The following is a 26,962-nucleotide window of genomic DNA, read 5'->3' on the forward strand; positions in this document are numbered from 1 at the left end:
ACCAGCTTACTGGAATAGAGGGTCTTCCCTACCACATACTTTTGCAATTGTCTGGAAATGTAAAAGAGATCCCGAAGCGGCATATTCGGGTTAAAGGAAGACTGATGCTCATATAAATTCATTTCCGAATCAAACAGAAATGACACATCATTCTTAAATCCCATATAGATTGCGTTTTCCAGCGTACAGATTTCCAACTCGCCGGTGTTTTCATATACGGTTCCATTAAGAGCGTTGTATAGCTCCAGGAGTTTCTCCCTGTCATTATACAGCATACGGAAAACCGTATCCTTGTGTTTTTTTACCACATGAAGTTCTTTTTCTTCCATAGACTGCGTTTTTTCTATGGATGGCTTTTCTTCCATGAAATTCTTCGCTTCCATAGACTGCTCCTTTCTGCAATTGTGTGCAGGAAGCCGTCTGATAGAATAAGGGCATAATCACCTTCCGTTCAGCAGCTCCTGCCTGTTTAAAATGGATTGTAAGCATAGAGTTTCTGAATAGAATATAGAAAGTAGATGGCGTATAAGCCCGGATTCATAGAAAATTATGCTTGTATTTACTTTAGCATATTATTACCCATACTGCAACTATAAATTTACTTTTGAATGTATTTTTTTGAATATATTTATTGGCTGAGAAGACATATCCCTTACGGGATATGCCCCCATTTTTCATACTGTTTATCATTCTTAGAACCCGATATTAAAGAACTCTAAAACTATACTCCGGCACCGCCTTCACTCCCTTAAGCACACATCCCTTCTCCACCGGAAGATCATAATAGACCTGATTTCCATAAGGATTAGGAATCGGGCAGTCGTTGGAATAAACCCTGATAACCAGCTCACTTGGATACCCAAACCGTTTCATCGCAATATGCCATTTTTCACCGGTGGTAAACCAGTCATCCGCCAGCTTCCCGTCCAGGTAAACCTCTGCCCTGTCCCCCACATAATCCGCTTCCAGATATAACTGGTGAATGTTATCCACAGGCACCGCTCCCAGCTGTATCTGATATTCACAATATTCCCTCTGCTCCCCTTCCCGTCCGGAGCCTTCCAGGGCTTTCATCTCCACAGGCACCTTCACCGGGTCGGCACGTAAGACTTTCATTTCCGGTTCCCCCGTACTTTTATAGCAAAGCACCTTCTCTTCTTCATGGACAGATAACAGGCAGACCCTGCCCTCCTTCTCAATGAGACAGCTGTCCGCATGCTCCAAAATATAAAGGGTGTCCCCCAGCCTGCAGGCCCGGCAGGCCTGATCGGAAGTGAGCGTCACCACTTCCCCTTCCTGTCCTCTCCACTGATAAACCGGCTCTCCATCCGTATAGAAGAAATAACGGCTGCCCAGACGGCACAGCAGAAAAGCATTTGTTTTTTCCAGAAAGCCGCTCCCGCAGGGAAGTGCAAAGGGAATAATACCGCAGGCGCCGGATTTTATATACAGAGAATCCAGCAGCAGCTCTCCTTCCGGCAGCTCCAGCTTTACCGCAGCGTTGACATGCTCTTCCATAACACGCTTTCTCTGATGGTTATTAATAAAAAGAAATCCTGTTCCCGTTTCCTGATTTATCCGGGCCGTCGTCCGCAGGGTATGCATATCCTCCGGCGATTCCGGCTGCTTTTCCGGGAAAAAGGTATCGCTTCCCGCCAGCACTTCCCCGAAGTCCTCCAAAAACAAGTGCAGTCTGCGAAGCCTGCCATAGCTTTCCTTCACTTCTCCTGATTCCCGGATGCAGGTCTGGAAGTCATAGCTTTTCACCGGAAGGTCATTATTATAGCCTGTGGCCCTGGATTCCTGGAGGGTGGTAACCTTTCCTTCCGGATTAATGCCGCCGTGATACATATAATATCCCAGCAGATTAGCCCCGCTTCCCAGCATACAGAGAGCCTGGGCCTCAATATCCTCCGGATAGGGACAGGTCCTTCTGTGGGAGGTTACCTGCAGGCCGGCTCCCAGCTCCGCCGTAAGATAGGGATTTTTATGAATGGAAAAGGTAAAACTCTGCAGTTCCTGCTGTAGCCTCATCTGCATGCTTTCCTGACTCTTCAGGTCCGAACCGATATTTTCATCCTGCTTGTAGGAAGAAAAGATGAAATTGGTACTGGCAGGCATTTCCTCCACATGCTCCGCCCAGGGCGCATCCACATAGCCTCCCAGTACGGGAAGCGTTTCCCCGTCCACCACAATTCCTCCTCCCCAGCCGGTAGAGGTATAATAAGGGGTTTCCAGGGACGCATCCAATGCCATTTTCTTCAGGGTGCGCATATGTGCCATACATTCTTCCACGGAAGAAGGGCCTCCGCCGCAGTGCCCGTACTCATTTTCCAGCTGTATGCCTATTATGGGGCCGCCGTCTTTTGCCATACGGCCTGCCGCCTGTTCCCCTATTTTCTGATAGAACCGCCTGACCTCCTGCAGATATACCGGGTCGTTGCTGCGAAGCCTGTCTGTGCATTCCTTTACCAGCCAGTCGGGAAAACCGCCGTTCCTGCATTCTCCGTGAGCCCAGGGGCCGATACGCAGCCACACCTGCATACCGGTTTTTCCGCATACATCCAGAAATCCCCGCAGATCCCTGCAGCCAGTAAAATCCCACTCGCCTTTGCGTTCCTCATGATGGATCCAGAAAACATATGCAGCGACAATGCGGATACCTCCTGCCTTCATTTTCAGGATCTCTTCTTCCCAATCCGCAGGCTCATAGCGGGAATAGTGAAATTCCCCCATGACAGGAAGAAAACGCTTCCCATTCTTCAAAAGACTCAGGTTATCCACCTCATACAGGTTCCCTTCCCTGTCTTTTCCACACATCGGCAGCTTAATTCTCTCTTGCTGCTGCCCTGTTACTTTGATTATGTTATCCATATCCTTACCGCCCCCTCCGTTTGCCTTTTATACTTACAACACTATTGTATTTAAGCAGGAAAGTCAATATCAGGTCTGAAAAAGGGCTGGTATCCCGCATCGCCATGCGGATACCAGCCCTTCTCCCATTATTCTCAGCCCTCCAGATACATCTCCCGAAGCTGCTCTCTTTTCTCTGCACACAACCCCATTTCCTTTTCCAGAAAGGAATCCATCGTGCCATAGCCATCCTCAATCGCCTGAAATACGCTGATAAGATAGCTTTCCTGTACCTGCATCAGTTCCCTGAGGCAATCAATCAGCTGCGGGTTCTGCAGGCGTTCATTCAGTTCTTCCAGACGGCTCTCCACCACCTCTGCGGTAAAGGTATTCACCATCATATAATCCGCCAGAATGGTTTCACGGGGTACTCCCAACGCGGAAAGGAGCAATGCTGTCCCTACGCCTACCCGGTCCTTGCCGGCGCTGCAGTGCCAGAGGACAGCGCCTTCCTTCTGATCGAGAAGAATCCCGAAAAACTTCCGGTACTGCTGTCTGGAAAAAGGATCCATAACAAGATTGCGGTACAGTCCTGCCATGTATTCCTCCGCCGCCTTTTCACTGGAACTCATCTGCTGTACCAGCAGCTTCATCATATCCTCTTCCGAATCCTTCTCCCGGGTGATTCCGATAGCCTGGTCGCTGAGAATGGGATTCTCCACATAGGCTACACCGGGAAGCCGGGGATCCGGCGCCTCCGTGCGTTCCTGTCCGGTGCGGAAATCCACATCCGTACGCAGTCCGTAATCCTCTGTGAGAACCTGCTTATCTTTTTCTGTCATGCCTGACAGCTGTCCGCTGCGTATCAGCCTGCGGGGACGGATTTTCCTTCCGTCCGCTGTCTCAAATCCGCCTAAATCTCTGGTGTTATGCAGTCCCTCCAACGGGATTCTTGTGATCTCTTTCATCCGGCCTCCTGTTCCTTTTTCTTGTTCATGTTCCGCTTAATAACCTTCAGTCTGGTAAATTCTTCTCTTTCCTTTTCCTCCAGGGCATTGCTGATATCCTTGACAAGCGCCGTGTAGGTGGGAATTGTTATATTCTTCAGCGCGTTGGCGCGTTTCTGGGTTTTACGGATGTTCATTGCCAGACGGTACGCCGCATTTTCCACCATGGACAGCTTGATCGTCAGCTCCTTTACCTTCAGGAACCCCTCCCTTGCCCTGTCCACAGACTCCCTTGTGCTGTAAAAGCCATAGCTGGGCCCGGCCTCATCCGGCGTATATTCCACCTTGGGGATTTCCGTTCCCATGATGCTCCTGGTTTTGATCCGGATGGAGCTTTCTATCGGCACCGCATGGGATATTTCCTGCACATAATGGATTCCCACCTCGATATTGGCCTGCTGAAGGGCTTCATAGGCATTGGTAAAGGTATCGTTGATTTCCGACTGGATAGCCTTTGCCTCCTCGTTCAGGTTCATAAGCTCCCGAATGAGGATATTTCTTTTTTTATCCATCAGCTCATAGCCCTGTTTTGCCAGCTCCAGGGAATTTTTCACCATGATCAGATTGCCTTTGGTAGGAAATATATTACTCTCTGCCATGCGCTCACACCCTTTCCTTTACGCCTTCTCCTCTGCGGGATAATATTGCTCCAGAACCTTCGTGTTGACACGATCCAGTTCTTCCCTGGGAAGCATATGCAGCAGCTCCCAGCCGATATCCAGGGTTTCCTGAATGGAGCGGTTCTCATCCTGGCCCTGGCCCACAAAACGGGACTCAAAAGCCTTTCCGAATTCCAGATACCTTTTATCCAGAGGGGACAGTTCATCTTCACCGATAACGCTTGCCAGCGCCCTGGCATCCCCCACCTTTGCATATGAGGCAAAAAGCTGGTTAGCCACATCCTGGTGATCCGCCCTCGTATAACCTTCTCCGATACCGTCCTTCATAAGACGGGACAGGGAAGGAAGCACATTGATGGGAGGATATACGGATTTGCCGTTCAGCTCACGATCCAGAACGATCTGCCCTTCCGTAATGTATCCGGTAAGATCCGGGATAGGGTGGGTAATATCATCGTTCGGCATGGTAAGAATGGGGATCTGTGTAACAGAACCGTCCACGCCGTCCACGATACCCGCGCGTTCGTAAATAGTCGCCAGCTCACTGTAAAGATAACCGGGGTAACCTTTTCTGGAAGGGATTTCTCCCTTGCTGGAGGAAACTTCACGCATCGCCTCTGCAAAGGAGGTCATATCCGTCAGAATAACCAGGATATGCATGTTCTTTTCAAATGCCAGATACTCCGCCACGGTAAGGGCCACCTTGGGGGTAATCAGCCTTTCCACCACAGGATCGTTCGCCAGGTTCAGGAACATAACCACATGGTCGGACACGCCGCTTTCCTCAAAGGTGCTTTTAAAATATTCCGCCACATCATATTTTACACCCATAGCGGCAAAAACAATAGCAAATTTTTCATCGGAACTGTCTCCCAGAGAGGCCTGACGCACAATCTGTGCCGCCAGCTGGTCATGGGGAAGACCGTTTCCGGAGAAAATAGGCAGCTTCTGCCCTCTGATCAGTGTGGTCAGCCCGTCGATAGCAGAAACACCTGTACGGATATAGTTACGGGGATATTCCCTCCTTACCGGGTTCAAGGGCTTGCCGTTCACGTCCGCCCTTTTCTCAGCCACGATTTCTCCCAGATTATCAATAGGTTCTCCGATCCCGTTAAAGGTTCTTCCCAGAAGGCTTTCGGAAAGCCCGATTTCCATAGGATGACCGGTGAAACGGGTGTGGGTGTTCTGCAAAGACAGGTTTTCGGTCTTTTCAAACACCTGCACCACCGCTTTATCCTCATTGATTTCCACCACACGGCCCAGCTTGCGTTCCGGCAGGCCGCCGTTGTCCACGGTAATTTCCACAACCTCATCAAAAGAGGCGCCCTGTACGCCTTCCAATACTACAAAAGGGCCGTTCACGCTGCTTAAGCCCAAATATTCAATTGCCATAATGCGCCTCCTTTATGCATTTCTGGCAATGACGTCATCATAAAACTTATCAATTGCCTTTTTATAATCATCAAATTTATCCAGACGGTTGTTTTCCACATCGTACTTAATGGAGATCACCTTGTCAAATATGGAATCCTCCCGCAGCACCGACATGGGCATTCCCATGGATACCAGCACTTTGGATTTCTGGTACAGATAAAGAATGGTTTCCATCATCAGCTTCTGCTTTGCCAGAGGCACACAGGTGTCCTCGGGATGGAATGCATTCTGCTGCAAAAAGCCCAGGCGGATGACCCTGGCAATCTCCAGCGTCAGCTTCTGATCATCGGGAAGGACATCCCCGCCGATAAGCTTGACGATTTCCATCAGGCTGCTTTCCTGGGTCAAAATAGATACCAGCTGGTTTCTGTTGTCGATAAAATCGCTTCCCACATGATCCGCATACCAGCCCGCCAGATCCGGCAGGTATTCGCTGTAGCTGGACAGCCAGCTGATGGCGGGGAAATGTCTTTCATGGGCGAGCCCCTTATCCAGTCCCCAGAAGCAGCGGACAAAACGTTTGGTATTCTGCGTAACCGGCTCGGAAAAATCACCGCCCTGCGGGGATACCGCGCCGATGATGGATACGCTTCCTTCCGTGCCGTTTAAGTTCTGCACCATACCGGCCCGTTCGTAAAAGGCGGACAGGCGGCTTGCCAGATATGCGGGAAAGCCTTCCTCGGCAGGCATTTCCTCCAGACGTCCAGAAAGCTCACGAAGAGCCTCCGCCCAGCGGGAGGTGGAATCCGCCATAATAGCCACGTGGTAGCCCATGTCTCTGTAATATTCCGCCAGCGTCACACCCGTATATACGCTTGCTTCACGGGCCGCCACAGGCATGTTGGAGGTGTTGGCGATCAGCACCGTCCTGTCCATCAGGGGATTTCCGGATTTCGGGTCAATCAGTTTGGAAAAGTCCTCCAGAACCTCTGTCATCTCATTGCCGCGCTCCCCGCAGCCGATATAAATAATGATATCCGCATCGGACCATTTGGCGATGGAATGCTGGGTCATGGTTTTACCCGTGCCGAACCCTCCCGGAATCGCCGCGGTTCCTCCTTTGGCAATGGGGAACAGGGTATCCAGAATCCTCTGGCCTGTTACCAGGGGCTGGGACACGGGGAATCTTTTTGCAGAGGGGCGGGGACGCCTGATGGGCCATTTCTGGACCATAGTCAGATTGATTTCCGTTCCGTCCGCCTTCTGCAGCACGGCAAGGGTATCCTGAATGGTATACTTTCCATCTTCCGCGGCGCTTATGATATAGCCTTCCATTCCGGGAGGCACCATAACCTTATGCACAATGGCAGGTGTTTCAGGCACTTCGGCTATAATAGTGCCTCCGCTGACCTTATCCCCTTTTTTTACCGCTACTTTGGTATCCCATTCCTTGTGGATATCCAGAGAATCCACGGCAAAGCCTCTGCTGATATAATCACCGGAAATCCGGGCTACTTCCTCCAGAGGCCTTTCGATACCGTCAAATATATTGTTAAGGATACCGGGCGCCAGTGTTACGGATAAGGTGGCTCCGGTTCCCGTAATCATTTCCCCGGGCTTCATTCCGGAGGTTTCTTCGTAAACCTGAATGGTTGTAAATTCCTTCGTCAGGGAAATGACCTCTCCGATCAGCTTCTCTTCACCGGCATAAACCATTTCTCCCATGGAAAAACCAACATCACCCTTTACCGTAATTACAGGCCCGTTAATTCCATATATCTTTCCTGTTTTTTCCATCACAAGATCTCTCTTTCTGTCTTAAGATACGGCCTGTCAAGCCCTATATCTGAAATACGAACGTTTCTTCCGCTTCTTTCAGCTTCGTTTCAAAGGACTGATCAATCAGAATATTCCTGGAACGGATCAATGCGCGGATACCGCCGCCGAACCCGTATTTGCTCACCTCAACCGTCGTATTGGTCATGGCTGCAAGGGAATTCAGCTTGCCGGAATCAGCAGGGTCAATATAAATAAGCACTTCATCCTCTCCGGCAAATTCCTTCGCCTTCCGGATTTCCGCCACCAGATAATCCTGATATTCTCTGGTGTCCATGTAGCGCTCCAGTTTATCCCTTACCTCCGTAAAAAGCTTCGCCTTCAGTTCTTCCGAAAGCCCGCTCACTCTTTCCCGGATCTGCAGCTGTGCTCTGGCAATTTCCGCGTTCTGTTTCTTTTTAAAGCTGTCCTCGGAAAGCTTCAGCTGCAGCGCAGCCTTCCTCGTGCTCTCTTCCTTATGCTCTTCAAAAGCTTTTTCCAGCGCATTGGTATAATCCTCAAGAACCTTCGCATTTTTAGCGTTGGTGCTCTCTGTCGTCACATCCAGGAAATGTTTTAACTTTTCCTCAGTTGTCATAAAGAACCTCCCTATTATAACTTGATACCGATTGCTTCGTTCACATATGCCGTAATGAAATCCGATCTCCGGCCGGTACCATGTCTGTCAGGTATCTCCACCACCAGCGGCACTTTACAATTCAGCTTCACATTGTTGACGACATCCGGGAAATCCCTTCCGAATTTTTCCGTGAGCAGCAGGATTCCGATTTCCTTATCGGCAAGCACCTTGTCGATTTCTGCCTTCAGCTCCTGCTTTTCATGGACTACCGCACCTTCCACCCCAGCCAGCCTCATGCCGGTATAGGTATCAATGTTATCGCTGATAAGATACATTTTCATTACAGTTTACCAAGGATCATGAAGGCGATGATCAGACCGTAAAGGCAGACACCTTCGGCAAGACCTACAAAGATGAGGGACTTACCAAGGATGGAGGAATCTTCACTGATGGCGCCGAGCGCTGCGCTGGCCGCACTGGCTACGGCAATACCGCCGCCCACGCAGGAAAGACCGATGGAAAGGCCTGCCGCCAGATAGCCCAGACCGGTAGCCATGCCGCCCGCTGCTGCGGTAGCTGCCGCTGCCGTATTAGCCGCGTCCGCTGCGGATGCCTGGCCTCCGAACATCACAAGGCCCGTTCCCAGCATCAGGCCGAAAAAGGCAATGGCATTCACTGCCAGGGATACTTTATATCTCTTCTTCGTTCTTTCTCCTTTAAAATACAAGCGGAAGGGTACCACAATACTTAAAATTAATGCTGTGAAAAGTAATACTTTTGCCATGATAAATGACCTCCTGTTAATCCTTTATTATTTTTTATATGATTAATTACTCTTTGCTGTTTTGGCATAAGGTGTGAATTCCCTGCCGTCGCCCTTATAGAAACGGCTGAAAAATTCATAATACTGAAGACGCAGTCCCTGTATCCCCACAATCAGGCCTTCCATTCCGCAGACAACCAGGTTGCCCACAATAATGACAATGATATTGGGGGTCCCTCCGTTTTCCGCCCCGGCCAGCATCAGAACCACCTGCATCATGGCCGCGTGGCTCACGGCAAAGGCGCCGATACGCACAAAGGAAAGGGTATTGGAAAAGTAGCTGAGGAGGACTTCAAACATCTCGAAAAAGGCCTGCACCACAAACATCCCTTTTCCTCCCTCGATCAGTTCCTTCTTTTTATTCAGCTTATTGGTCAGCGGCTCCTTGCAGGCTATCACCAGCAAAGGCACCGCAAACATCACCACAAGCACGATACCTGCCGGAAGGGAATGCCCTGTCATAAAGAGCACCACCACCGCGGCCACGGCTCCGTAAAATACAAGTCCTGCCACGCCATTGGTATCAAAGAGCGCTTCCCCCAGCTCCTTTGCCCGCAGGCTGTTGATGATATGGAACACCATCATCAGGAGAACCAGGCCCATGCCGAGGGCAACCGCCACCACGAATACCGTATTCAGATTTCCTATGAAAGGAAGTGTGGTCATTGCTTCGGTGGGACGCAGCCAGAGAGGTTCTATCACGTCTTCAAAGCCAAACACACTGCCGAAACAGAAACCGAAAATGGTGGAAAAGATACCGCAGCTGCCTACGATGGCCGCAAGGTTGAGTTTTTTAAACTTATACAGAAGCATGCCGCCCACAAACAGGCACAGTCCCTGCCCCACATCCCCGAACATAGCTCCGAAAATAATGGAATAGGTTATGGCTACAAAAATCGTGGGATCAAATTCCTGATAGTTGGGAAGCCCATACATCCGGATAAACATTTCAAAGGGTTTGAAAATCTTCGGGTTTTTCAGCTTGGTCGGCGGCTTGCGGAACCGGTTCTCCAGGCTTTCGCCCTTACCGTCCTCGATCATACAGAAAATATCCGCATCCCCTTCGATTTCTTTCTCGAATTTCTTCGCATCCTCCTGCGTCATCCATCCGCAGAGGATAAAGAAAACCGTATCCTTCGCCTTGGTAAATGCCGCCAGACGGCGTACATCGAAATATTCGGAGCTCTCCGTAATCGTCTGTGCAGCAGACAGTACTTTGGATTTCTGCGACTCCAGCTTATCCTGGAAGGTATCCTCCAGTTCCCGGAGCTTACCGTCAAGCTCTCTTTTTCTGGCGGTCAGTTTATCATAAGCCTCCTCTACGGTACCCTCATAATCATCATCGATGAAGGTCCTTTCAAAGTGGAGAGAAGCATATACGGCGTCAACCTTCTCTTCTTCGGCTGCCGGTACAAAATAGACACCCCAGATATAATTCTCATCTCTTCCGCACTCATCGAATATGGAACAGATATCGTCCATGAGATACTCCTGCAGCTTGGAATAGGATTCCACAGGAATCTTGCCGAACCGGAACTTGATATGTTTGAAATGGAGAATAGAAGCGACATCATAATGCAGGTTCTGGAAGGGCTTGATATTCGTCAGAAGGTCTATTACCTTCTTCCTTTCTTCTTCCAGGCTGCCTTTTGCCTTTTTGCATACATCCAGCTCCTTCCAGAGCTCTTCAATCAGGGATACCGCCTGCCCGGTGTCCATCCTGTCATATGTCTGCGAACGCTGCGTTCCATCCGTCAAACGGGCCGCAAGCTCATCTGCCCTGACCTTTACATCCCGATAAGGATTGCTTTCCGCACAGGGCGTGATATTTTTCAGATCTTTTAGCTCTGATAACGTGTTCTCCAGCTGGATTTCGTACCGGCAAAGATATTCGGAGGCCACTCTGTCTATTTCTGCCTTGGGTCCGATAATACTGATAAATTTCATTTTTTCTATCACTGCTCACACCTCCTAATCAGGCATCACCACCCGCCGAACGGGTCAGGACGCCAGATATTCTTTTATTCGGTCTGCGGGCAGACCATACCGGACGCATTCGATAACCTTGATTACCTTATTTACCTCTTGTTCCTTCTCATATAAATAGGTATCCAGGCAGGCAACGGAATAAGCTGCCGTCCGCATATTCAACTGATGCACCTTATCCATCAGCCTCCCGCATATTTTTTCCAGCTGGGAATTATCCGCTTCCTCAAGGAACCTGCCATAACCGGTATCCTCCAGGACATCCATAAATTCCTTGATACTTTCCGCCTCCACTAGCTGCTTGACCTGACCGGTGGAAAGCCGGTAGTGGATGGGAATCAGAAATGCATAAATATCCGCAGGAGCCATATGGTAATATTTCTTGGCCCGGTTTATCCACTGCATATTCAGGGTATCCGCTTCCAATCCTGCAGAACGCTGTATAACCATCAGATCCTGTTTCTTCAGATGCTTTTTCACATCCTGCCAGAGCTGTTTGAAAAAAAGCATATCCAAAGCGGCTTCATAATCAAACAGATTGGCGCCGCCTGCTTTATTCACCATAGCCAGCGCCTTTCCGTAAGGCGTATCCTGCAGCAGGCCGATGAGGCCCTCCACACTTTCCGCCCCCATTAACACATGGGGATCCATTAACGAATGGCGTTCAAAAACAGCCCGGTAAGCCGACAGATCAATCTCCGCCAAATCCTCCTGGCTGTCTAACAGGTACCGCAGCACATTTTTCAGAAAAATCACTTCATACCTCATAAAGTAATCATCCAGAAATACTCTTTGTTCCAAATCAGCAAAGCGATATAGCTTGCCGAAATCATAATAAAGGGACTGCTTAACCAGCGCTTCTGCCGCACCTCTGTGCAGATGCGTTTCATCCCTGTCCCCCAATGCCTTCTCGTAGGAAGGAATCTTTTTCAGATAGGAAAGAACCTCAGGCACGCTGTGCAGATCACTCATTTCCCGGAACTGCTCCTGGGAAAGCAGCCGGCCCCTCATGGCCTTTACCTTCGTGGAGAGTCCGCTGTAACGGAATAAACTCATAACACTTCGTCCTTTCAGCTGCGAACCATTTCATTAAGGAGCCGGTCGCTCAGCTTACCATGCTCTTTATCATACTTCTGCTGCAGCTTCTCCAGAAGCTGACCTGTCTCTTCCTCAAGTCCTGCCAGCGCTTCTTCTTTTTCCTTCATAAGCCTGTTCTGCAGCTCTTCCAGTTTTTTGTTCGTATCAGCGGACAGGGTCTCGTCAAAATCCTTCGTCCTGGCTTCCATTTCGGCAGAAATCTCTTTTTTCCTCACTTCCACCGCGTCATTCATCCGGTTGGCTGTATCTTCAATCTCCGCCAGCCTGCTGATCACTTCATCTACGGCTTTTTCCATATACTACCTCCTGCCTTCCTATCAGCAATATGCCCCTATCATTTAATTTTTGTCTGTCATATTGCCAATGCTAATTAAGTATACCACTCGAAAAACCAATCCACAATATGCATAACTTACAAATAAACAATGTTCATTTTGCTATTCCTTGGCAATAAAAAAAGCGTCTGGATGCCGATTCCTGACGCCTTTTAGCTCTTTTTCCATATCCCAAATTATCTCCCATTTTACACCCATTGCTCCTCCTGTCTTTCCTGGCTCAGGAAAGGAGAGATGTTGTATCATGCAGAAGATAGTCAGCCATTCTCGCAATAAATTCCGAATTAGTAGGACGTTTTCCTTCTGTCTGACAATAACCGAAAAGACTCTTATGCACCTTTTCATCGCCTCTTTTCCAGGCCGACTCAATTGCATGTCTGATGGCGTGCTCCACTTTCTCCGCCGTTGTCTTATGCTTTCTGGCAACCGCAGGATAAAGCTTCTTGGTAATTCCGTCCAGTTCTTCCATATCCTCCAGACAAATAGCAAGCGCAGTCTTCAGATACTGATATCCTTTCAGATGTGATGGCATTCCAATTCTGGAAAGCAAACGTTCAATACGACTTTGTGATGAACAATTCCCCCTATTGTCCGCGTATGGAGCTCCGTAAGATAAAATGATCTGAAGTTCCTTGTCCTGTCTTAGTAATTGGGTAAGTTGAAAAATGTGTGACTGATTGCAATCAGCCACCGATACCCACATACAACTCATAATGTTTTCTCCTCTCGTATCATTCCCCACAAAATTGTATTAACAATTAAATGTTACTACTATATTTTATCAGATTATTTTTATTTGTAAAGGTAATTTATGGCACAATTTAAGAAAAATTTTATGTTTTTTGTGCCTTTCATGGCACATAAAGGAATAAAAAGGAAGAATGCAATAACGATAACATACAGACTTATCATTCTCTCAAAGCCTGTTCTTCACAAATACCCGCACATTCATGGAGGAAATTATATGGATTACTACGATACGGAAAACGACAGTCCAGATCTCGCTGAAATCATAATGTCCCGAATATCCAGCCAACTCTCCACCCACAACTGGTCCCTTAAAATTCTGTCCGACAATTCCGGCGTCCCCTATGAAACGATCAAAAAAATAGCCAACGGCAAAATCTCAAACCCATCCCTGAAAAGTATCCTCAAAATATCCCTCGCCTTCGGCTGCACCATAGACTACCTCGCAGGAAAAGAAATCTCTCCCCGACCTTCCGATCATTCATAGTTTCAGTCCCCCAAGAACCAACCGAGCGGCCTGGGGCATTGATCTTCGTCCGGCTTTCGGCTCCGGCCTCTCCGTACAGCCAACGGCTCAGCAAGGTTCCTGTGCGGGCAAACGACTTTTAGTCGTTTTTGCTCTCGCTCGGATAACTACGCAGCGGTACTAACGCTGCAAAATACGCAGCGTAAGGACCGGCGTATTTATACGGCCCTTACTGGAATCCTTGTTGGGCCGCTGTCTCTGCGGAAAGGCCGGAGCCGAAAGCCGGACGAAGATCAATGCCCCAGGCCGCTCGGTTGGTTCTTGGGGGACGTCCACGTTGTAGATTTAATGTGGGGAGCAGATAAAATAAGAAAGTGTTGCCACGTGTGTTCCTGAGACTCACCAAGGCTGCCCGGTTTCGCCCTCCTGGGCCCGTCCTTCCGCTTCGGTCTTTGCGTACAGGCGGCGGTTCAGCAAGGATTCCTGTAAGGGCCGTATAAATACGCCGGTCCTTAGGCTGCGTACTTTGCAGCCTTAGTACCGCTGCGTATTTATCCGAACGAGAGTGTGCCCGCACAGGAACCTTGCTGAGCCGCCGCCTGTACGCAAAGACCGAAGCGGAAGGACGGGCCCAGGAGGGCGAAACCGGGCAGCCTTGGTGAGTCTCAGGAACATTGGACAGCCGCACTCTCTTTTTTATCTGCTGCCTCCCATGTATTCCTATTTGAATTAGTAGTTAGAATATGTTAAGATAAAAACAATGATTACCTGAAACAGGTGTGCATTTTGTGTGCACCATAGAAAGGAACCTTATTCATATGAAGAAAGCTTTGATTATAGGAGGCGGCCCTGCCGGTCTGACCGCGGCCTATGAATTGTTAAAGGGCTCCAAAGCAAAAAATCCCCCGGAGGAGATCGAAGTCATTGTTTTTGAAGAAAGTGATTTGCTGGGAGGGATTTCCAAGACAGTAAACTATAACGGCAACCGTATGGATATGGGCGGCCATCGTTTCTTTTCCAAAGACCCGAAGGTTAACGCCTGGTGGCTTGAAATGCTTCCTCCCCAGGGGGCTCCCGCCTATGATGATATTATTCTGAAACGTACACCCCCTCTCGCCGCAGGCGGGCCGGATCCGGAAAAAACGGACCGGGTGATGCTCACCAGGAATAGGGTATCGCGTATTTATTTTGACAAGAAGTTTTTTGATTATCCGATTTCCCTGAAATGGGAAACCTTTAAAAATATGGGGTTCATTACCACCCTTCAGGCCGGCTTCAGTTATCTGGTCTCTGTGCTTCACAAAAGACAGGAAGATTCCCTGGAAGATTTTTATATCAACCGGTTCGGCAGGAAACTGTATTCCATGTTTTTTGAAAAGTATACGGAAAATCTGTGGGGACGCAGTCCCAGGGAAATCGCTCCTGACTGGGGCGCCCAGCGCGCCAAAGGCCTTTCTGTCATGGCGATAGTCATGGATATGTTCAAGAAAATCCTCCCCGGCGGGAAAAAGGGCCATGTGGAGACTTCTTTAATTGAAGAATTCAGTTATCCTAAATTAGGGCCGGGTGAGCTGTGGGATGTAACCGGTGAGGAAATCATTAAAAACGGAGGGCAGATCCTCCGTGGCTGCCAGGTTACCAAACTGCACAAGGATGAGAATAACCATATCACCTCCCTGACTTATATTAAGGAAGGGAAGGAATATTCCATGGAAGGCGATATCTTTATTTCTTCCATGCCCATTAAGGATCTGGTGGGAGGAATGAACGATGTCCCCGAAAAAGAAGCCGCCATCGCCGCCGGCCTTCCTTACAGGGATTATATGACTCTGGGGGTTCTGGTACCCAGACTGAATCTGGTCAATAAGACTAAGATAAAAACCATTTCCAACATCGTTCCGGATGATTGGATTTATGTGCATGACAGGACCGTTCAGATGGGACGTTTCCAGATTTATAATAACTGGTCCCCTTATATGGTGAAGGATCTGGAAAACACGGTCTGGGTAGGCCTGGAATATTTCTGTGATGAGGGAGATTCCCTGTGGAGAATGACGGAAAAGGACTTTTCTGATTTCGCCGTGAAGGAAATGGTGAAGATGGGTCTGATTGACGATGTCAGCCAGGTAATCGATACCCATATGGAAAAGGTTAAAAAAGCGTATCCGGCTTATTTTGATACTTATAAGGATATTGATCAGCTCCGGGCTTTCCTGGATACCATCGATAATCTGTATTGTGTGGGCCGCAACGGCCAGCACCGTTATAACAATATCGACCATTCTATGGTCACTTCCTTTGAAACCGTCCATAACATCCTGAATCAGGTGAGGGACAGAAGCAATATCTGGAATGTAAATACCGATAAGGAATATCTGGAATCCACTGCGGAACAGAACTGATAAATACAAAAAGGATCCGGCTTTTCACGGCCGGATCCTTTTTATATTTATTATTAATTTTTATGCTTCTGCTGCTTCAGTACATCATTAACGATTTCCATGCGAAGCCCCGCATCTATAAAATCACAGTGCTTGCAGAAGGGATAATTCTGCCTTCCGTCCTTTACCGCATTTCTCAGCTTCTGATAAGCCGGGCTGTTCCAGGCATCCTTCAGGGGCATTTTCGTCAAATCACCCACATCCGTCACCTCAAAATTATCACAGCAGCAGATACCCAACTTCCCGCCGGGAGTGATCCACATATCCGTATACGGCATGAGACAGGTTTCCTTGATCACCTTTTCCGTCGCGGCCTTATTGGGCGCGCTTCCGGCACGGTTGGTCAATACCTCCTTCAGATACCGCATCTGAATCAGGATATCCACATTCTTAAATTCTTCCGGATGGGCTTTTACATATTCATAAATCACCTTGATATTGTCATGCAGCTTCATATCCAGGCAGTAATTGTTGATGATGAGCTGATTTACGTAGGGGACAATGGTTTTCACCTTTTCCACATCCAGAAGCAGTCCGTTGGTGGACATGAAAATAAAGCTCTCCGGCAGCTGTTCCCTCGCATATTTATGAAATTCCACAATCCTGGTATCCAGCCAGGGCTCATTATTTCCGTATAAGGTAAGATGCCCCTTGTAGCCCCAGTCTCTGAGCTGGTCGATTATACTGTAATACAGGCTCTCTTCCATTCTGGCATAAGGCCGCTTTTCCGCATTCTTATTGGCCGTACAGAATTCACAGGTACTGTTGCAGCGGTTGATGGTTTCCAGGTTTACCACATTGGGATGAGGCACCGGATCGCTGTTCATAAAATATTCAATATAATCCTTCTGTGATTTTCCCCTTGTCATAAACTGAAAGGTAAGATACCCTTCGCTGGACAGCTTTGGAAAATATTTTCTCATATTCCATCCGAATTTACCGGCGAAATTATGGATTCTGATTGGCATTGTATATAATCTCCTTCTCTTACAGTAGGTTCCATCCTTACTGTTAACCCGTTAACAGCACTTAATATCATATCATCACCGGTCTTTGTTGTCAATTCCGGCGCTCACCTGTACACGGCTGACCGCCCACTTCGTTACTGTCCACTCCGTGACAAGTAACCTGCGGTTTCACCCGTTTCATATACGTATATGGTATAGGGAGATTCTTCCTGGGTATATACTCCCTTCAGCGTGAATCCCAGCTCCCTGTCATTGCTGATTTTAAATCTGGAAAAAAGGTATTTCCCTCCCAGTTTACGGAATATGTCTCCGTCAATATAGAGCCTGTCATCGGACACATTCATGGTCCTTACCGCATTCCATGTATTTTCCCCGGAGCCGGAAAACAGGTAAGCCCTCGCTCCCCAGTCCCAGAAGTAAACATCCCATTCCTCCACCCGCTGCGTGGCGGGGGCTATCATGGCGCCGAAGTTTTCTTTATATTCCTGAGGGTAAAAACCGAGATAGCCATCCAGGGTAGCAATCCCGTTATAGGAGAGAACGGCGGGATGCATCCCGTAAGCGGCGCTGTATTCCCCGTTATAACCGATGTCCTCCTTAATCTGCCCGAACAGGTCTTCCGAATAAAATTCCCTGTAATTCAGGCTTTCCACCGGCACCTTTTTGATCAGATGATATGCATTGTAATAACAGGTATAATAAAAATCATTGTACACAGCCGGGGTGAGCACCACCGTCACCAGCGCCAGGAAGGCAAGCAGATTGCCAATCCACTTTTTCTTTTTATCGTACAGATATTTAATGATTAAAAACAGTGCCGCATACCAGAGAAAGGGATTAAAAAATACGGTCCGGTTGAACTGGAAGCCCTTAAGCGGCGGAACCAGCGTTTCAAACAGCCCCCGGAATCCTCCCCAGTAATAAAACCCGTAAATCAGGCAGTTCCCCACAATGAAATAAATAACAAGGCAGAAGCTGTCCGTCAGGATCTTGCCCGGCTTTTTTTCCCGTAAAAAGCAGATAATCCGAAACGCGAGAAAAAGCAGGCACAGAGGAAGCACAAACCTGGTATGGGAGGGCTGGGCATGAAAAATTGCCTGATAGAATACATCCCATATGGTTGACGCGATCTGTCCGGCGGTAAAATTGTCCTCCGCCATAGTGGAGCGCATGGTAACCACAGGGGAAAACAGCATTTCTCCAAACAGCCTGTACTCAAACAGGATATAACCGGCAGAAAGGATAAAAAGAGCCGCAGCAAGCCTCCAGCATACCGCCTGCTTCCAGCTGCAGGAACCCGTTTCCTTTTTCCGTCTGCGGTAATCCCTCACCGCCAGGATGATGATGGCCAGAACCAGATAAGCAAGAATAAAAAAGCCGAAATAAGAGAAATAAGAGAGCAGCGGATACAGGAAAAGGAACAGATAATCCCAACGGCTCTCCCCTCTGTAAATGCGCCGGAGCAGCAGTATGGCAAGGGGGATTGAGGCGAATGCAATCCCATACGCAGGGAACAGCGGCAGAAGCCCATATATCAGCCCTGTGATGACCGCGGCCGGTTCATACTTTTTATATTCTTCCCGGTAAATATCCTTTGCCAGCAGGATAACGGAACCCGCGGCGATGAGTATTTTCAGGAAATAACCGCACATATAGGCGGCAAAAGGAGGAAGACAGTAAAAAAGGATATTGTAGAGGGAGAACTCGGAACTAAGATAGTCCCGGGAAATCCCTCCCAATATGGGTACCGTAACACCATGTCCGAAAAAGGCATTCCAGTGCTTCATCGCCTGGAAATGCCCCATAAATAAATCCAGATTGTCGTGAGTGGCAATATAGCTTCCTTCTCCGAAAAAAAGGAATACGGCCGCCTCTCCCAGCACCACGGCTGCAAAAAGCAGCCAGTACCAATTTGACGTCAACATCCTGCAGATTTTCTTCATTTTAATTCTCCATTGCCGTATTTCTTCCTGTCTCCAGGTATTTTTCCACAAATACATTTTCCGGCACCGGCCTGCCGAACAGATAGCCCTGTATAAAATCCGGCCCCAGTCTCTGCAGCTTTACCAGCTCCTCTTCCGTTTCCACACCCTCAAGGCATACTCCAAGGCCGATGCTGTGGGCCATTTCAATGATATGCCCCAGCAGCGTATAATCATATTCGCTTTCCATCGCCCGTATCCCAAAGGAACGGTCAATCTTAATCATATCCGCACGCAGATCCTTTAAATACCGCAGGTTGGAATAGCCGGTTCCAAAATCATCAATAGCCAGCCTCATTTTCTGCGACTGGATTTCCTCCATGGCCTGCCGGAACGCCAAATCCGTTTCAATATAGCCGCTCTCCGTGATTTCCAGCATAATGTTCTCCGGACATACCTCAAGCATCCCCAGATGAACCCTGAGTTCCTCAAGCACATCCGTTTTTTTCAGCTGTACATAAGACAGGTTTATATTAATATGGAAGGAAGAGATATATTTTTTTAATCTGCAGCAGCATTCCACCGCTTCCTTCATCACATGGGAGCCCATGGGTATGATCAGGCCGCTGTCTTCCATGACCGGAATGAATACGCCGGGGGACATGCTGCCATATTTGCTGCTGTTCCATCGAAGAAGGGCCTCCGCCCCTTTTATTTCGTAGCTTTTGGCATCCACAATGGGCTGATAATACAGAGTGAAGCCTTCATAATTATTAAATATGGATTTACGCAGCTCTTCTTTGATTTCCAGTCTGCTCACATAAGCATCATAATCGTTTTTGCTGAATTCCACCAGGCCGTTCTTCCCACGCCGTTTGGCCTCGCTCATGGCAAACTCCAGATACTTCACCAACTCCCCATATGTCCCTGAGGGATAAGGCGCCGCCAGAAGCCCTGCGGAAACCGTATAAAAATTACGGTAGTCCTCTTCTTCTATGTGACGGAAAATATTTTCCCTTATATTTTCATACAGCCCGCGAACCCTCTCCGCCGATATATCATTCTGACAGAACAGCACAAATTCATCCGCCACCAACCGGTAAAGCATCATGCCCGGCTCCATACATTCCCTGATGATGCCTGTCAGTTCCCGCAGCAGTGAATTTCCGGTGTCTATTCCGTATTTTTCATTTATTTCCCTGAAATCATCCACACCGATCAGCATCAGAAAACCGTTGCCGTCTTCCTTCAGCAGCATCCGTTCCGCATCCAGCGCCAGCCTGCTTTCCCCATACAATCCCGTGAGCCGATCTCTTTTTTCTTCTTTTCCGACCTCTGTAATACTTCCTACAAGAAGACGGACATTTCCTTCTTTTCCGCGGACAACCGTCCCCCTGCAATGAATCCAGATTATCTCCATATCTCTGCCATACCAGCGGTATTCCATGTCATGGAAGCTTTTTTTCCCGTCCTTAAGCAGCTCCAGCTCCTTCTGCAGCACAGGATAATCCTCTTCCACCACTACTTCCCTTAAATCCGTGGAAACCGGACAAATATAGTCCGTAGACAAATGAAAGCGCTGTACCGCCCTGTTACATATGGAATAGCTGTCTTCCATAAAATCCAGTATATAAAAATAATCATCACTTGTCTGATTCAATGCCTGAAATACTTCTGTTATTTGTTGATTATCCATAGCGGACAACAGGACTTTATTTTCCATTCTTTTATCCCTATACTTTCTTTGGGCGCCAACTCTCCATTGCATTACTTCCATATTACAAACACCTGGCAGGTATGTCAACTCTTTCCCTGTCAGCATACCAAAGAGTTCCCTTTAAACGTTAAAATAGTTACACCGCATTAATATTGTAACTATTTTTATTGTTATTTTCAACAAAATATGATATTCTGAAAGTTATAATTCTATTATGTTGAGATTAACCGTTTCAGCGGGAAAGGAGCGACTTTCATATGAAATACGAATATACATATGCGGAATTAAAGAATGAAATGTCTGTATTAGAAAACACCTTTTCCATCGTGCGTCTTGTGGATCCGATTATCTGCAGGGTAGTTCATGTAACCCTTCAAAACGATAAACTGATTTTTTCTCCGACCTCCCCCTGCTATCAAGTATGGAACCGGTCACAGCAATGCGCAAACTGTATTTCCGCACGCACTCTCAGGTCCGGACAGGCCTGCACCAAATTCGAATGTATAGAAAATCAGGTATTTCAGATTATATGCAGATATATTCTGTTGGAAAATACAAAGCTTATTCTGGAGATGGGGACTGACATTACAGCCTTCGTCCTTGACAGCAGAAAGACAAAGGAAGAAATACAAGAAGGAATCCGTGATCTGAACCATAAAATGGTGACGGATCCTGTTACACAAGCCTACCGGCCGCATTATATCGAAGAACATCTTCTCCACACGGCCATGAACACGGGAAATAATCCCTATTCCTTTCACCTGGCCCTCATCGGTATTGACGGCCTGGAGGAAATACGCAAAAATTCCGGTCATTTGGCCTGCGACGGTATCCTGCGTGCCGCTGCGGACTCCATCCGGAAATATCTTCCCGGAGAGGATACCGGCGCTTTTCTGGCGCTTTATAATGAAGATACCTTTTTGTTTGCAGCGGGAAGCGATACCCACGAAGAGCTGAAGGAAAAGCTGCTGAAGGTTATCCACAATGCCCCTGCCGTTCCCATACTTTTCGGAGAAAAGCCTTTATCCCTGCAGCTTTGTGCCGGGCTTATCACCTGCACCTCTCCGGAGCTAATACAGAAGGACAGGCTTATAAACACCCTGGACTCCCTCCGGGAAAAAGCAGGACAGCTGCCTCTCCGGCTTGCGGATCGTATCATTCGTCCGGCGCAGGATCAGATCATGTAATTCATGCTTTCCATCCGTTTTGCATGTTTCTCGGCCAAATCGGCGATAGTTACGTTATCTACCACGCCGTTTATAGCATCAGCCAGCTGTTTCCATACCTCCACAGTTTCGCAGGTATCATAGCGAAGGCAGTCAACCTCTCCCCCGCAGCTGTCAAGGCAGGGGACGGGATTGAGTGACCCTTCCGTCAGCCGGAGTATCTGGCCTACCGTATATTCCGCCGGATCCCTGGAGAGCCGGTAGCCGCCCTGTGCTCCGCGCGTGCTTTTAACAAAGCCTGCCTTGTTCAGGATAGCTATGATCTGTTCCAGGTATTTTTCTGAAATTCCCTGCCGGTCGGCTATCTGTTTTACTTTAATATATTCTCCGGTGTTGTTCACTGCCAAATCCAGCATGACCCGTACCGCATATCTTCCTTTGGTTGAAATTCTCATGGCACTCATTTTTTACCTCGTTTATCTTTTCATGGGGCTTTGTTTGTATCTATACCATACCAGTATGAATACTATAAGTCAAGTCTAAGTGGGTGGGGGATCGTCCCGTCCTTATGCCTGCCAGCCGGGGCCGCGGTGCTTTCGGTTTTTCCGGCAAAAACATGGGCTTAGAGGGCACGCTTTCGCTCGGATAAACACGCAGCGGTACTAAGGTTGCAAAGGACGCAACCTAAGGACCGGCGTGTTTATGACGGCCCTTACAGCTCCATGTGTTTGCCGGAAAAACCGAAAGCACCACGGCCCCGGCTGGCAGGCATAAGGACGGGACTCGCGCAGGTAGTGATAAAAGGGGGAGGGGGACTTGGAATGTGTATAAATTAAAAAGGAAAGGGCCTGTGTTTCTCCGGAGGGATGGACACAGGCCTTGGAAAATAGTTCTGTTTTATATTCTTATTAGCCTTCGTAGGGTACTACGGAGCCTTGGTAGGTGTCGTTGATGAATTTTTTGATTTCTTCGGATTTGAGGACTTCTACGAGGGCTTTGATGCCTTCGTTGTTTTCGTTGCCTTCTTTTACGGCGATGACGTTTACGTATTTTTTGACGGCGTCGGAGTCGGAGGTCTCTGTTGCGAGGGCATCGGTGGATGCGTTGAGACCGGCTTCGAGGGCGTAGTTTCCGTTGATTACGGCAAAGTCAAAATCGGGGAGGCTTCTGGGGATCTGTTCTGCTGCGAGTTCCACGAATTTGATTTTGTGGGGGTTTTCTTTGATGTCGTTTACGGTTGCGGTGATGCCTGCGCCGTCATTGAGGGTGATCAGGCCCTGTTCCTGTAATAAGAGGAGGGCTCTGGCTTCGTTGGTGGTGTCGTTGGGTACGGCGATTTCCGCACCGTCGGTGATGGCTGAGAGGTCAGTCTGTTTTCCGGGGTATACTCCGAGGGGTTCGTAGTGGATGTCTCCGGCATCTACGAGGTGTGTGCCTTTTTCTTCGTTATAGCTTTCCATGTAGGTGATGTGCTGGAAGTAATTGGCATCCATGTCGCCGCTTTCCACTACTTCATTGGGCTGTACGTAATCGGTGAATTCGGTTACTTTTAATTCCCATCCTTTTGCTGCCATGAGGGGGACTGCCGCTTCCAGGATTTCCGCATGGGGTACGCTGGTTGCCGCTACGGTAACGGTTCCTTTGGATTCCACTTCTGTTTCGGCTGCCTGTGTGGATGCGCTTTCTGAGGAAGCTTCTTCGCTTTCAGGGGCCTGGCTGGCTGTTGTTTCCGCAGCGGGTTCTGATGCTCCTTCGGGCTGGGCGGACGTTCCTGTGCTTGAAGAGCCGCAGGCGGTAAGTAAACCGGCTGTCAGGACAGCCGCAAGTGCTAATGATAATGCTTTCTTTTTCATAATGTCTCCTCCATTCATGAAATATCATAGACCATGTATCTGTATAGTAAGTCCGTGGTGTTTGGGCACGGGCGCATGGCTCATATAAATAAATATGCTTTTTTTGGCGTTATCCGGTGATCCTTTTGTCCAGTTTTCTGGAAAGCCTCATGCAGATGGCCTGCATGATTTGAACCAGGGCCACGAGCAGGATAACTGTTACTATCATGATATCCAGCTGGTACCGGTTGTAGCCGTATCGAATCGCTATGTCTCCCAGGCCGCCTCCGCCTACGGCGCCGGCCATGGCGGAATATCCAAGAATGGTTCCGAGGGCGATAGCGAGTCCGCTGAGCAGGGAAGAACGGGCCTCGAGAAGCATGACTTTCATTACTATGGTAGGGATTCCTGCTCCCATGCTTTGGGCGGCTTCTATTACTCCCTTATCTACCTCAAGCAGTGAGGATTCCACCAGTCTGGCGATGAAGGGGGCTGCCGCCAGGGTAAGGGGGACAATGGTTGCGCTGGGGCCGTAGCTTTTTCCGACGATGGCACGGGTAAGGGGTATTACCAGGATAAGGAGTATCAGGAAGGGGATGCTGCGCATCACATTAACCAGAACATCCAGGATACGGTTCACGGCTTTGTTGGGCTTGAGCCCTTCCTTTCCGGTTACCACCAGGGCGACTCCCGCCGGAAGGCCGATCACGTAGGCCATGAGCGTGGATACCAGGGTCATATATATGGTGGCAAAGGTGCCTTCCACAATCATCATAATCGTTGCACTATTCCACATAATCGTCCAACTCCTCCACCGCAAGATTCCTGTCCTTCAGGTATTGTATCATTTTTTCGGCAATCTGCTCATCCTCCGGCAGCTGCAGGACCATCTGTCCTCTGGCAGTGCCGCCCACATCCTGGGTGTCCGCAAGTAAAATATTCACCGATGCCCTGCATTCCAGGACCATGTTGGCAATCACTGGTTCGAAAGAGGAATTTTCGGTAAATACAATACGGATGCAGCGTTTGCTCTTCATCAGGGAATACTTTCTTTCCCCGCGGAAAACCAGCTTCTTTGCCGCCTTTGATTTGGGGCTTGAGAAAACCTCTTCCACCGTGCCGGTTTCCGCCAGCTCTCCCTGCTCTATAATGGCCACATGGCTGCATATTTCCTGAACCACTCCCATCTCATGGGTGATGATGACAATGGTTATTCCATATTTTTGGTTGATTTCTTTAAGAAGTGCCAGGATGGAACGTGTGGTTGTGGGATCCAGCGCGCTTGTTGCTTCGTCGCATAGCAGGATTTTGGGATCCATGGCCAGGGAACGGGCAATGGCCACACGCTGCTTCTGTCCGCCGGACAGCTGCGCCGGATAGGCATTGGCCTTTTCCTCCAGATCCACAATTTTCAAAATGCCCAGCGCTTTCTCCCTGGCTTCTTTTTTCTTCATTCCCAGGATTTCCAGGGAAAAACATACGTTATCCAGGACCGTCCGCTGCATCAGCAGGTTGAAATGCTGGAAAATCATGGCCACGCTGTTGCGGACCTTCCTCAGCTCCTTATCACTGCAGGAGGACAAATCCTGTCCCTCTATCAGCACGGTGCCTTCGGTAGGCTTTTCCAGGAAATTCAGGCAGCGTACCAGAGTACTTTTTCCTGCGCCGGACATACCGATAATTCCGTAGATATCCCCTCTGTTGATTTCCAGGCTGATACCCTTGAGGGCTTCCACCCTGCTGTCCTTCGTTTCAAATGATTTGGTTACATTATTGATTTGTATGATAGGCAGTCCCATTTTTCCAGGCCCTTTCACTTTCGCTTCTGTTTTGTTATAATGTCCGTAATCGGCGGACATGTGTTCATAAAAACAGGCCGTCGGCTTCTATCCTGCCGGCTCACTGTAATGCTGTACAGCTTATGCCTGCATGATATCAGTCCTCCCGCGTAAGCTTTATCATACCACATTTCTTATTATCCTGTAAATAGTAAAGCACTTCAAACTTCCTCCGGCAAAGCGGGGAAAGCAGCAGTCCGGACAGGTCCGGCCCTTTACCGCATCCGGCCCCCAAAAGGCTGCGCGGCGGGCCGGATTTCTGTTTGAACTATTACCGGTGATTCTTCCCTTTTTCCTCCTGAGACGGACATTTCCATCCAAAAGTTTATTCTTCGGAAAAAAGAGGGGTGGACAGATAACGATCTCCGGAATCCGGCAGGAGCACTACAATTACCTTGCCTTTGTTTTCCGGACGTTTTGCCAGCAGTGTGGCGGCATGCAGGGCGGCCCCGGAGGAAATGCCGGTAAGCAGTCCCTGGGTATGCGCGATAGCCCTGCCTGTGGAATAAGCATCCTCATTTTCCACCTGTATGATCTCATCATAAATCTCCGTATCCAGCACGCCGGGAACAAATCCTGCGCCGATGCCCTGAATGGCATGAGGGCCCGGTTTCTTTCCGGAAAGTACGGCAGACTGCGCCGGTTCCACGGCAACCACCTTTACATCAGGATTTTTCTCCTTCAAGTAACCGCCCACGCCGGTAAGCGTTCCGCCGGTACCTACGCCTGCCACAAAAATATCAACCTTCCCGTCGGTATCTTCCCAGATTTCCGGGCCGGTGGTCAGCTTATGCGCTTTTGCATTGGAAGGATTGTCAAACTGTCCGGGAATGAAGGAACCGGGGATTTCGCGGTGGAGCTCCTCCGCCTTCGCAATCGCCCCTTTCATGCCTTCCGCTCCGGGTGTCAGTACAATCTGGGCGCCATAAGCCTTCAGCAGCTTACGCCGTTCCACGCTCATCGTCTCAGGCAGCGTAAGAATGGCTTTATAACCTCTCGCCGCAGCCATAGCCGCCAGGCCGATTCCCGTATTGCCGCTGGTAGGCTCGATAATGGTGGCACCGGGCTTTAACAGGCCTTCCTCTTCCGCATCCAGAATCATCTGCAGGGCAATTCTGTCCTTTACGCTTCCTGCGGGATTAAAATATTCCAGCTTTGCAAGAATTACGGCATCCGTTACCCCCGCCTTTTTTTCATAATTAACAAGCTCCATCAAAGGTGTTCTGCCGATAAGCTCTTCCGCACTCTTTTTAATATTTGCCATAATTTCTGCTCTCCTTTTTGTGATGCTCCTGCTATTTTTATTTCCTACTATTTCAGTAGGTTTGTTATGAATTCAATATACTCCTCTGTTATTCCGGTGTCAAGGAAAAA

At 48.7% G+C, this 26,962-nt stretch carries 23 protein-coding genes and 1 pseudogene; 3 read left to right on the top strand and 21 right to left on the bottom strand.

From position 1 onward, the window contains the following. The 13 genes and pseudogenes from BLA28_RS02625 to BLA28_RS34385 all read right to left on the bottom strand — a co-directional run. Positions 1–383 (bottom strand): annotated as a pseudogene (locus BLA28_RS02625) (hypothetical protein); the annotation flags it as partial. 322 nt (positions 384–705) lie between these two features. Beyond that, entirely contained in the window at positions 706–2,874 is a 2,169-nt protein-coding gene (locus tag BLA28_RS02630; RefSeq protein ID WP_081329806.1) for a beta-galactosidase, read from the bottom strand. A gap of 134 nt (positions 2,875–3,008) precedes the next feature. Further along, positions 3,009–3,821, bottom strand: a complete 813-nt coding sequence (locus BLA28_RS02635; protein WP_069155908.1) for a tyrosine-protein phosphatase — start codon at positions 3,819–3,821, stop codon at positions 3,009–3,011. Beyond that, entirely contained in the window at positions 3,818–4,459 is a 642-nt protein-coding gene (locus tag BLA28_RS02640) for a V-type ATP synthase subunit D (RefSeq protein ID WP_016359965.1), read from the bottom strand. The genes BLA28_RS02635 and BLA28_RS02640 overlap by 4 nt, the downstream gene beginning before the upstream one ends. A gap of 18 nt (positions 4,460–4,477) precedes the next feature. Then, complete coding sequence (locus BLA28_RS02645) at positions 4,478–5,872, bottom strand: V-type ATP synthase subunit B (RefSeq protein ID WP_009251166.1); 1,395 nt, start codon at positions 5,870–5,872, stop codon at positions 4,478–4,480. A 12-nt stretch (positions 5,873–5,884) separates the two neighbouring features. Beyond that, entirely contained in the window at positions 5,885–7,651 is a 1,767-nt protein-coding gene (locus BLA28_RS02650) for a V-type ATP synthase subunit A (protein ID WP_009251167.1), read from the bottom strand. A 43-nt stretch (positions 7,652–7,694) separates the two neighbouring features. After that, positions 7,695–8,267 (bottom strand): V-type ATP synthase subunit E, encoded by a 573-nt coding sequence (locus BLA28_RS02655; protein ID WP_009251168.1) that lies wholly within the window; start codon positions 8,265–8,267, stop codon positions 7,695–7,697. Between the two features lie 14 nt (positions 8,268–8,281). Next, positions 8,282–8,590 carry a V-type ATP synthase subunit F gene (locus BLA28_RS02660; protein ID WP_009251169.1) on the bottom strand — a complete coding sequence of 103 codons (309 nt, stop codon included), beginning with the start codon at positions 8,588–8,590 and terminating at the stop codon, positions 8,282–8,284. Then, entirely contained in the window at positions 8,590–9,033 is a 444-nt protein-coding gene (locus tag BLA28_RS02665) for an ATP synthase subunit C (RefSeq protein ID WP_009251170.1), read from the bottom strand. The genes BLA28_RS02660 and BLA28_RS02665 overlap by 1 nt, the downstream gene beginning before the upstream one ends. A gap of 42 nt (positions 9,034–9,075) precedes the next feature. Further along, entirely contained in the window at positions 9,076–11,031 is a 1,956-nt protein-coding gene (locus BLA28_RS02670; RefSeq protein WP_069155909.1) for a V-type ATP synthase subunit I, read from the bottom strand. A gap of 42 nt (positions 11,032–11,073) precedes the next feature. Then, on the bottom strand, positions 11,074–12,114 hold the full coding sequence (locus tag BLA28_RS02675) for a V0D/AC39 family V-type ATPase subunit (protein ID WP_009251172.1): 1,041 nt from the start codon (positions 12,112–12,114) through the stop codon (positions 11,074–11,076). Between the two features lie 14 nt (positions 12,115–12,128). Then, positions 12,129–12,452, bottom strand: coding sequence for a hypothetical protein (locus BLA28_RS02680; protein ID WP_069151915.1), 324 nt, complete (start codon positions 12,450–12,452; stop codon positions 12,129–12,131). A gap of 259 nt (positions 12,453–12,711) precedes the next feature. After that, on the bottom strand, positions 12,712–13,203 hold the full coding sequence (locus BLA28_RS34385; RefSeq protein WP_009251174.1) for a sporulation initiation factor Spo0A C-terminal domain-containing protein: 492 nt from the start codon (positions 13,201–13,203) through the stop codon (positions 12,712–12,714). A gap of 252 nt (positions 13,204–13,455) precedes the next feature. On the opposite strand from BLA28_RS34385, the gene BLA28_RS33640 reads away from it, so the two are divergent. Beyond that, positions 13,456–13,725, top strand: coding sequence for a helix-turn-helix domain-containing protein (locus BLA28_RS33640; RefSeq protein ID WP_009251175.1), 270 nt, complete (start codon positions 13,456–13,458; stop codon positions 13,723–13,725). Positions 13,726–14,522: 797 nt separating this feature from the next. Continuing rightward, complete coding sequence (locus tag BLA28_RS02695) at positions 14,523–16,106, top strand: NAD(P)/FAD-dependent oxidoreductase (RefSeq protein WP_069155911.1); 1,584 nt, start codon at positions 14,523–14,525, stop codon at positions 16,104–16,106. Between the two features lie 53 nt (positions 16,107–16,159). Here BLA28_RS02695 and BLA28_RS02700 read toward each other — a convergent pair whose 3' ends face one another. The 3 genes from BLA28_RS02700 to BLA28_RS02710 form a co-directional block, all read right to left on the bottom strand. Further along, positions 16,160–17,113, bottom strand: a complete 954-nt coding sequence (locus tag BLA28_RS02700) for a radical SAM/SPASM domain-containing protein (protein ID WP_069155912.1) — start codon at positions 17,111–17,113, stop codon at positions 16,160–16,162. A gap of 134 nt (positions 17,114–17,247) precedes the next feature. After that, positions 17,248–19,056, bottom strand: a complete 1,809-nt coding sequence (locus BLA28_RS02705; protein WP_141702859.1) for a DUF6044 family protein — start codon at positions 19,054–19,056, stop codon at positions 17,248–17,250. Between the two features lies 1 nt (position 19,057). After that, positions 19,058–20,758: a GGDEF domain-containing phosphodiesterase gene (locus tag BLA28_RS02710; RefSeq protein WP_050018793.1), complete on the bottom strand. Its 1,701-nt coding sequence runs from the start codon at positions 20,756–20,758 to the stop codon at positions 19,058–19,060. A gap of 251 nt (positions 20,759–21,009) precedes the next feature. Between BLA28_RS02710 and BLA28_RS02715 the strand changes: the two genes are divergently transcribed. After that, positions 21,010–21,939 (top strand): GGDEF domain-containing protein, encoded by a 930-nt coding sequence (locus BLA28_RS02715; RefSeq protein ID WP_044970060.1) that lies wholly within the window; start codon positions 21,010–21,012, stop codon positions 21,937–21,939. On the opposite strand, the gene BLA28_RS02720 is transcribed toward BLA28_RS02715, so the two are convergent. The 5 genes from BLA28_RS02720 to cysK all read right to left on the bottom strand — a co-directional run bounded on the left by BLA28_RS02720 (position 21,927) and on the right by cysK (position 26,852). After that, the gene (locus tag BLA28_RS02720) at positions 21,927–22,373 is read right to left on the bottom strand and encodes an RrF2 family transcriptional regulator (protein ID WP_025485707.1); all 447 of its coding nucleotides are present in this window, start codon (positions 22,371–22,373) and stop codon (positions 21,927–21,929) included. The two genes, BLA28_RS02715 and BLA28_RS02720, sit on opposite strands and share 13 nt — an antisense overlap. Positions 22,374–22,826: 453 nt before the next feature. After that, positions 22,827–23,771 carry a MetQ/NlpA family ABC transporter substrate-binding protein gene (locus BLA28_RS02725; protein ID WP_069155914.1) on the bottom strand — a complete coding sequence of 315 codons (945 nt, stop codon included), beginning with the start codon at positions 23,769–23,771 and terminating at the stop codon, positions 22,827–22,829. 109 nt (positions 23,772–23,880) lie between these two features. Continuing rightward, positions 23,881–24,546, bottom strand: coding sequence for a methionine ABC transporter permease (locus tag BLA28_RS02730; RefSeq protein ID WP_009251183.1), 666 nt, complete (start codon positions 24,544–24,546; stop codon positions 23,881–23,883). Further along, positions 24,536–25,549: a methionine ABC transporter ATP-binding protein gene (locus BLA28_RS02735; protein WP_009251184.1), complete on the bottom strand. Its 1,014-nt coding sequence runs from the start codon at positions 25,547–25,549 to the stop codon at positions 24,536–24,538. Before BLA28_RS02735 ends, BLA28_RS02730 begins: the two co-directional genes overlap by 11 nt. Before the next feature lie 364 nt (positions 25,550–25,913). After that, positions 25,914–26,852, bottom strand: coding sequence for a cysteine synthase A (gene cysK, locus BLA28_RS02745; RefSeq protein ID WP_069155916.1), 939 nt, complete (start codon positions 26,850–26,852; stop codon positions 25,914–25,916). Positions 26,853–26,962 lie beyond the last annotated feature (110 nt).

It is taken from the genome of Eisenbergiella tayi (assembly GCF_001881565.1).
GTDB lineage: Bacteria > Bacillota > Clostridia > Lachnospirales > Lachnospiraceae > Eisenbergiella > Eisenbergiella tayi.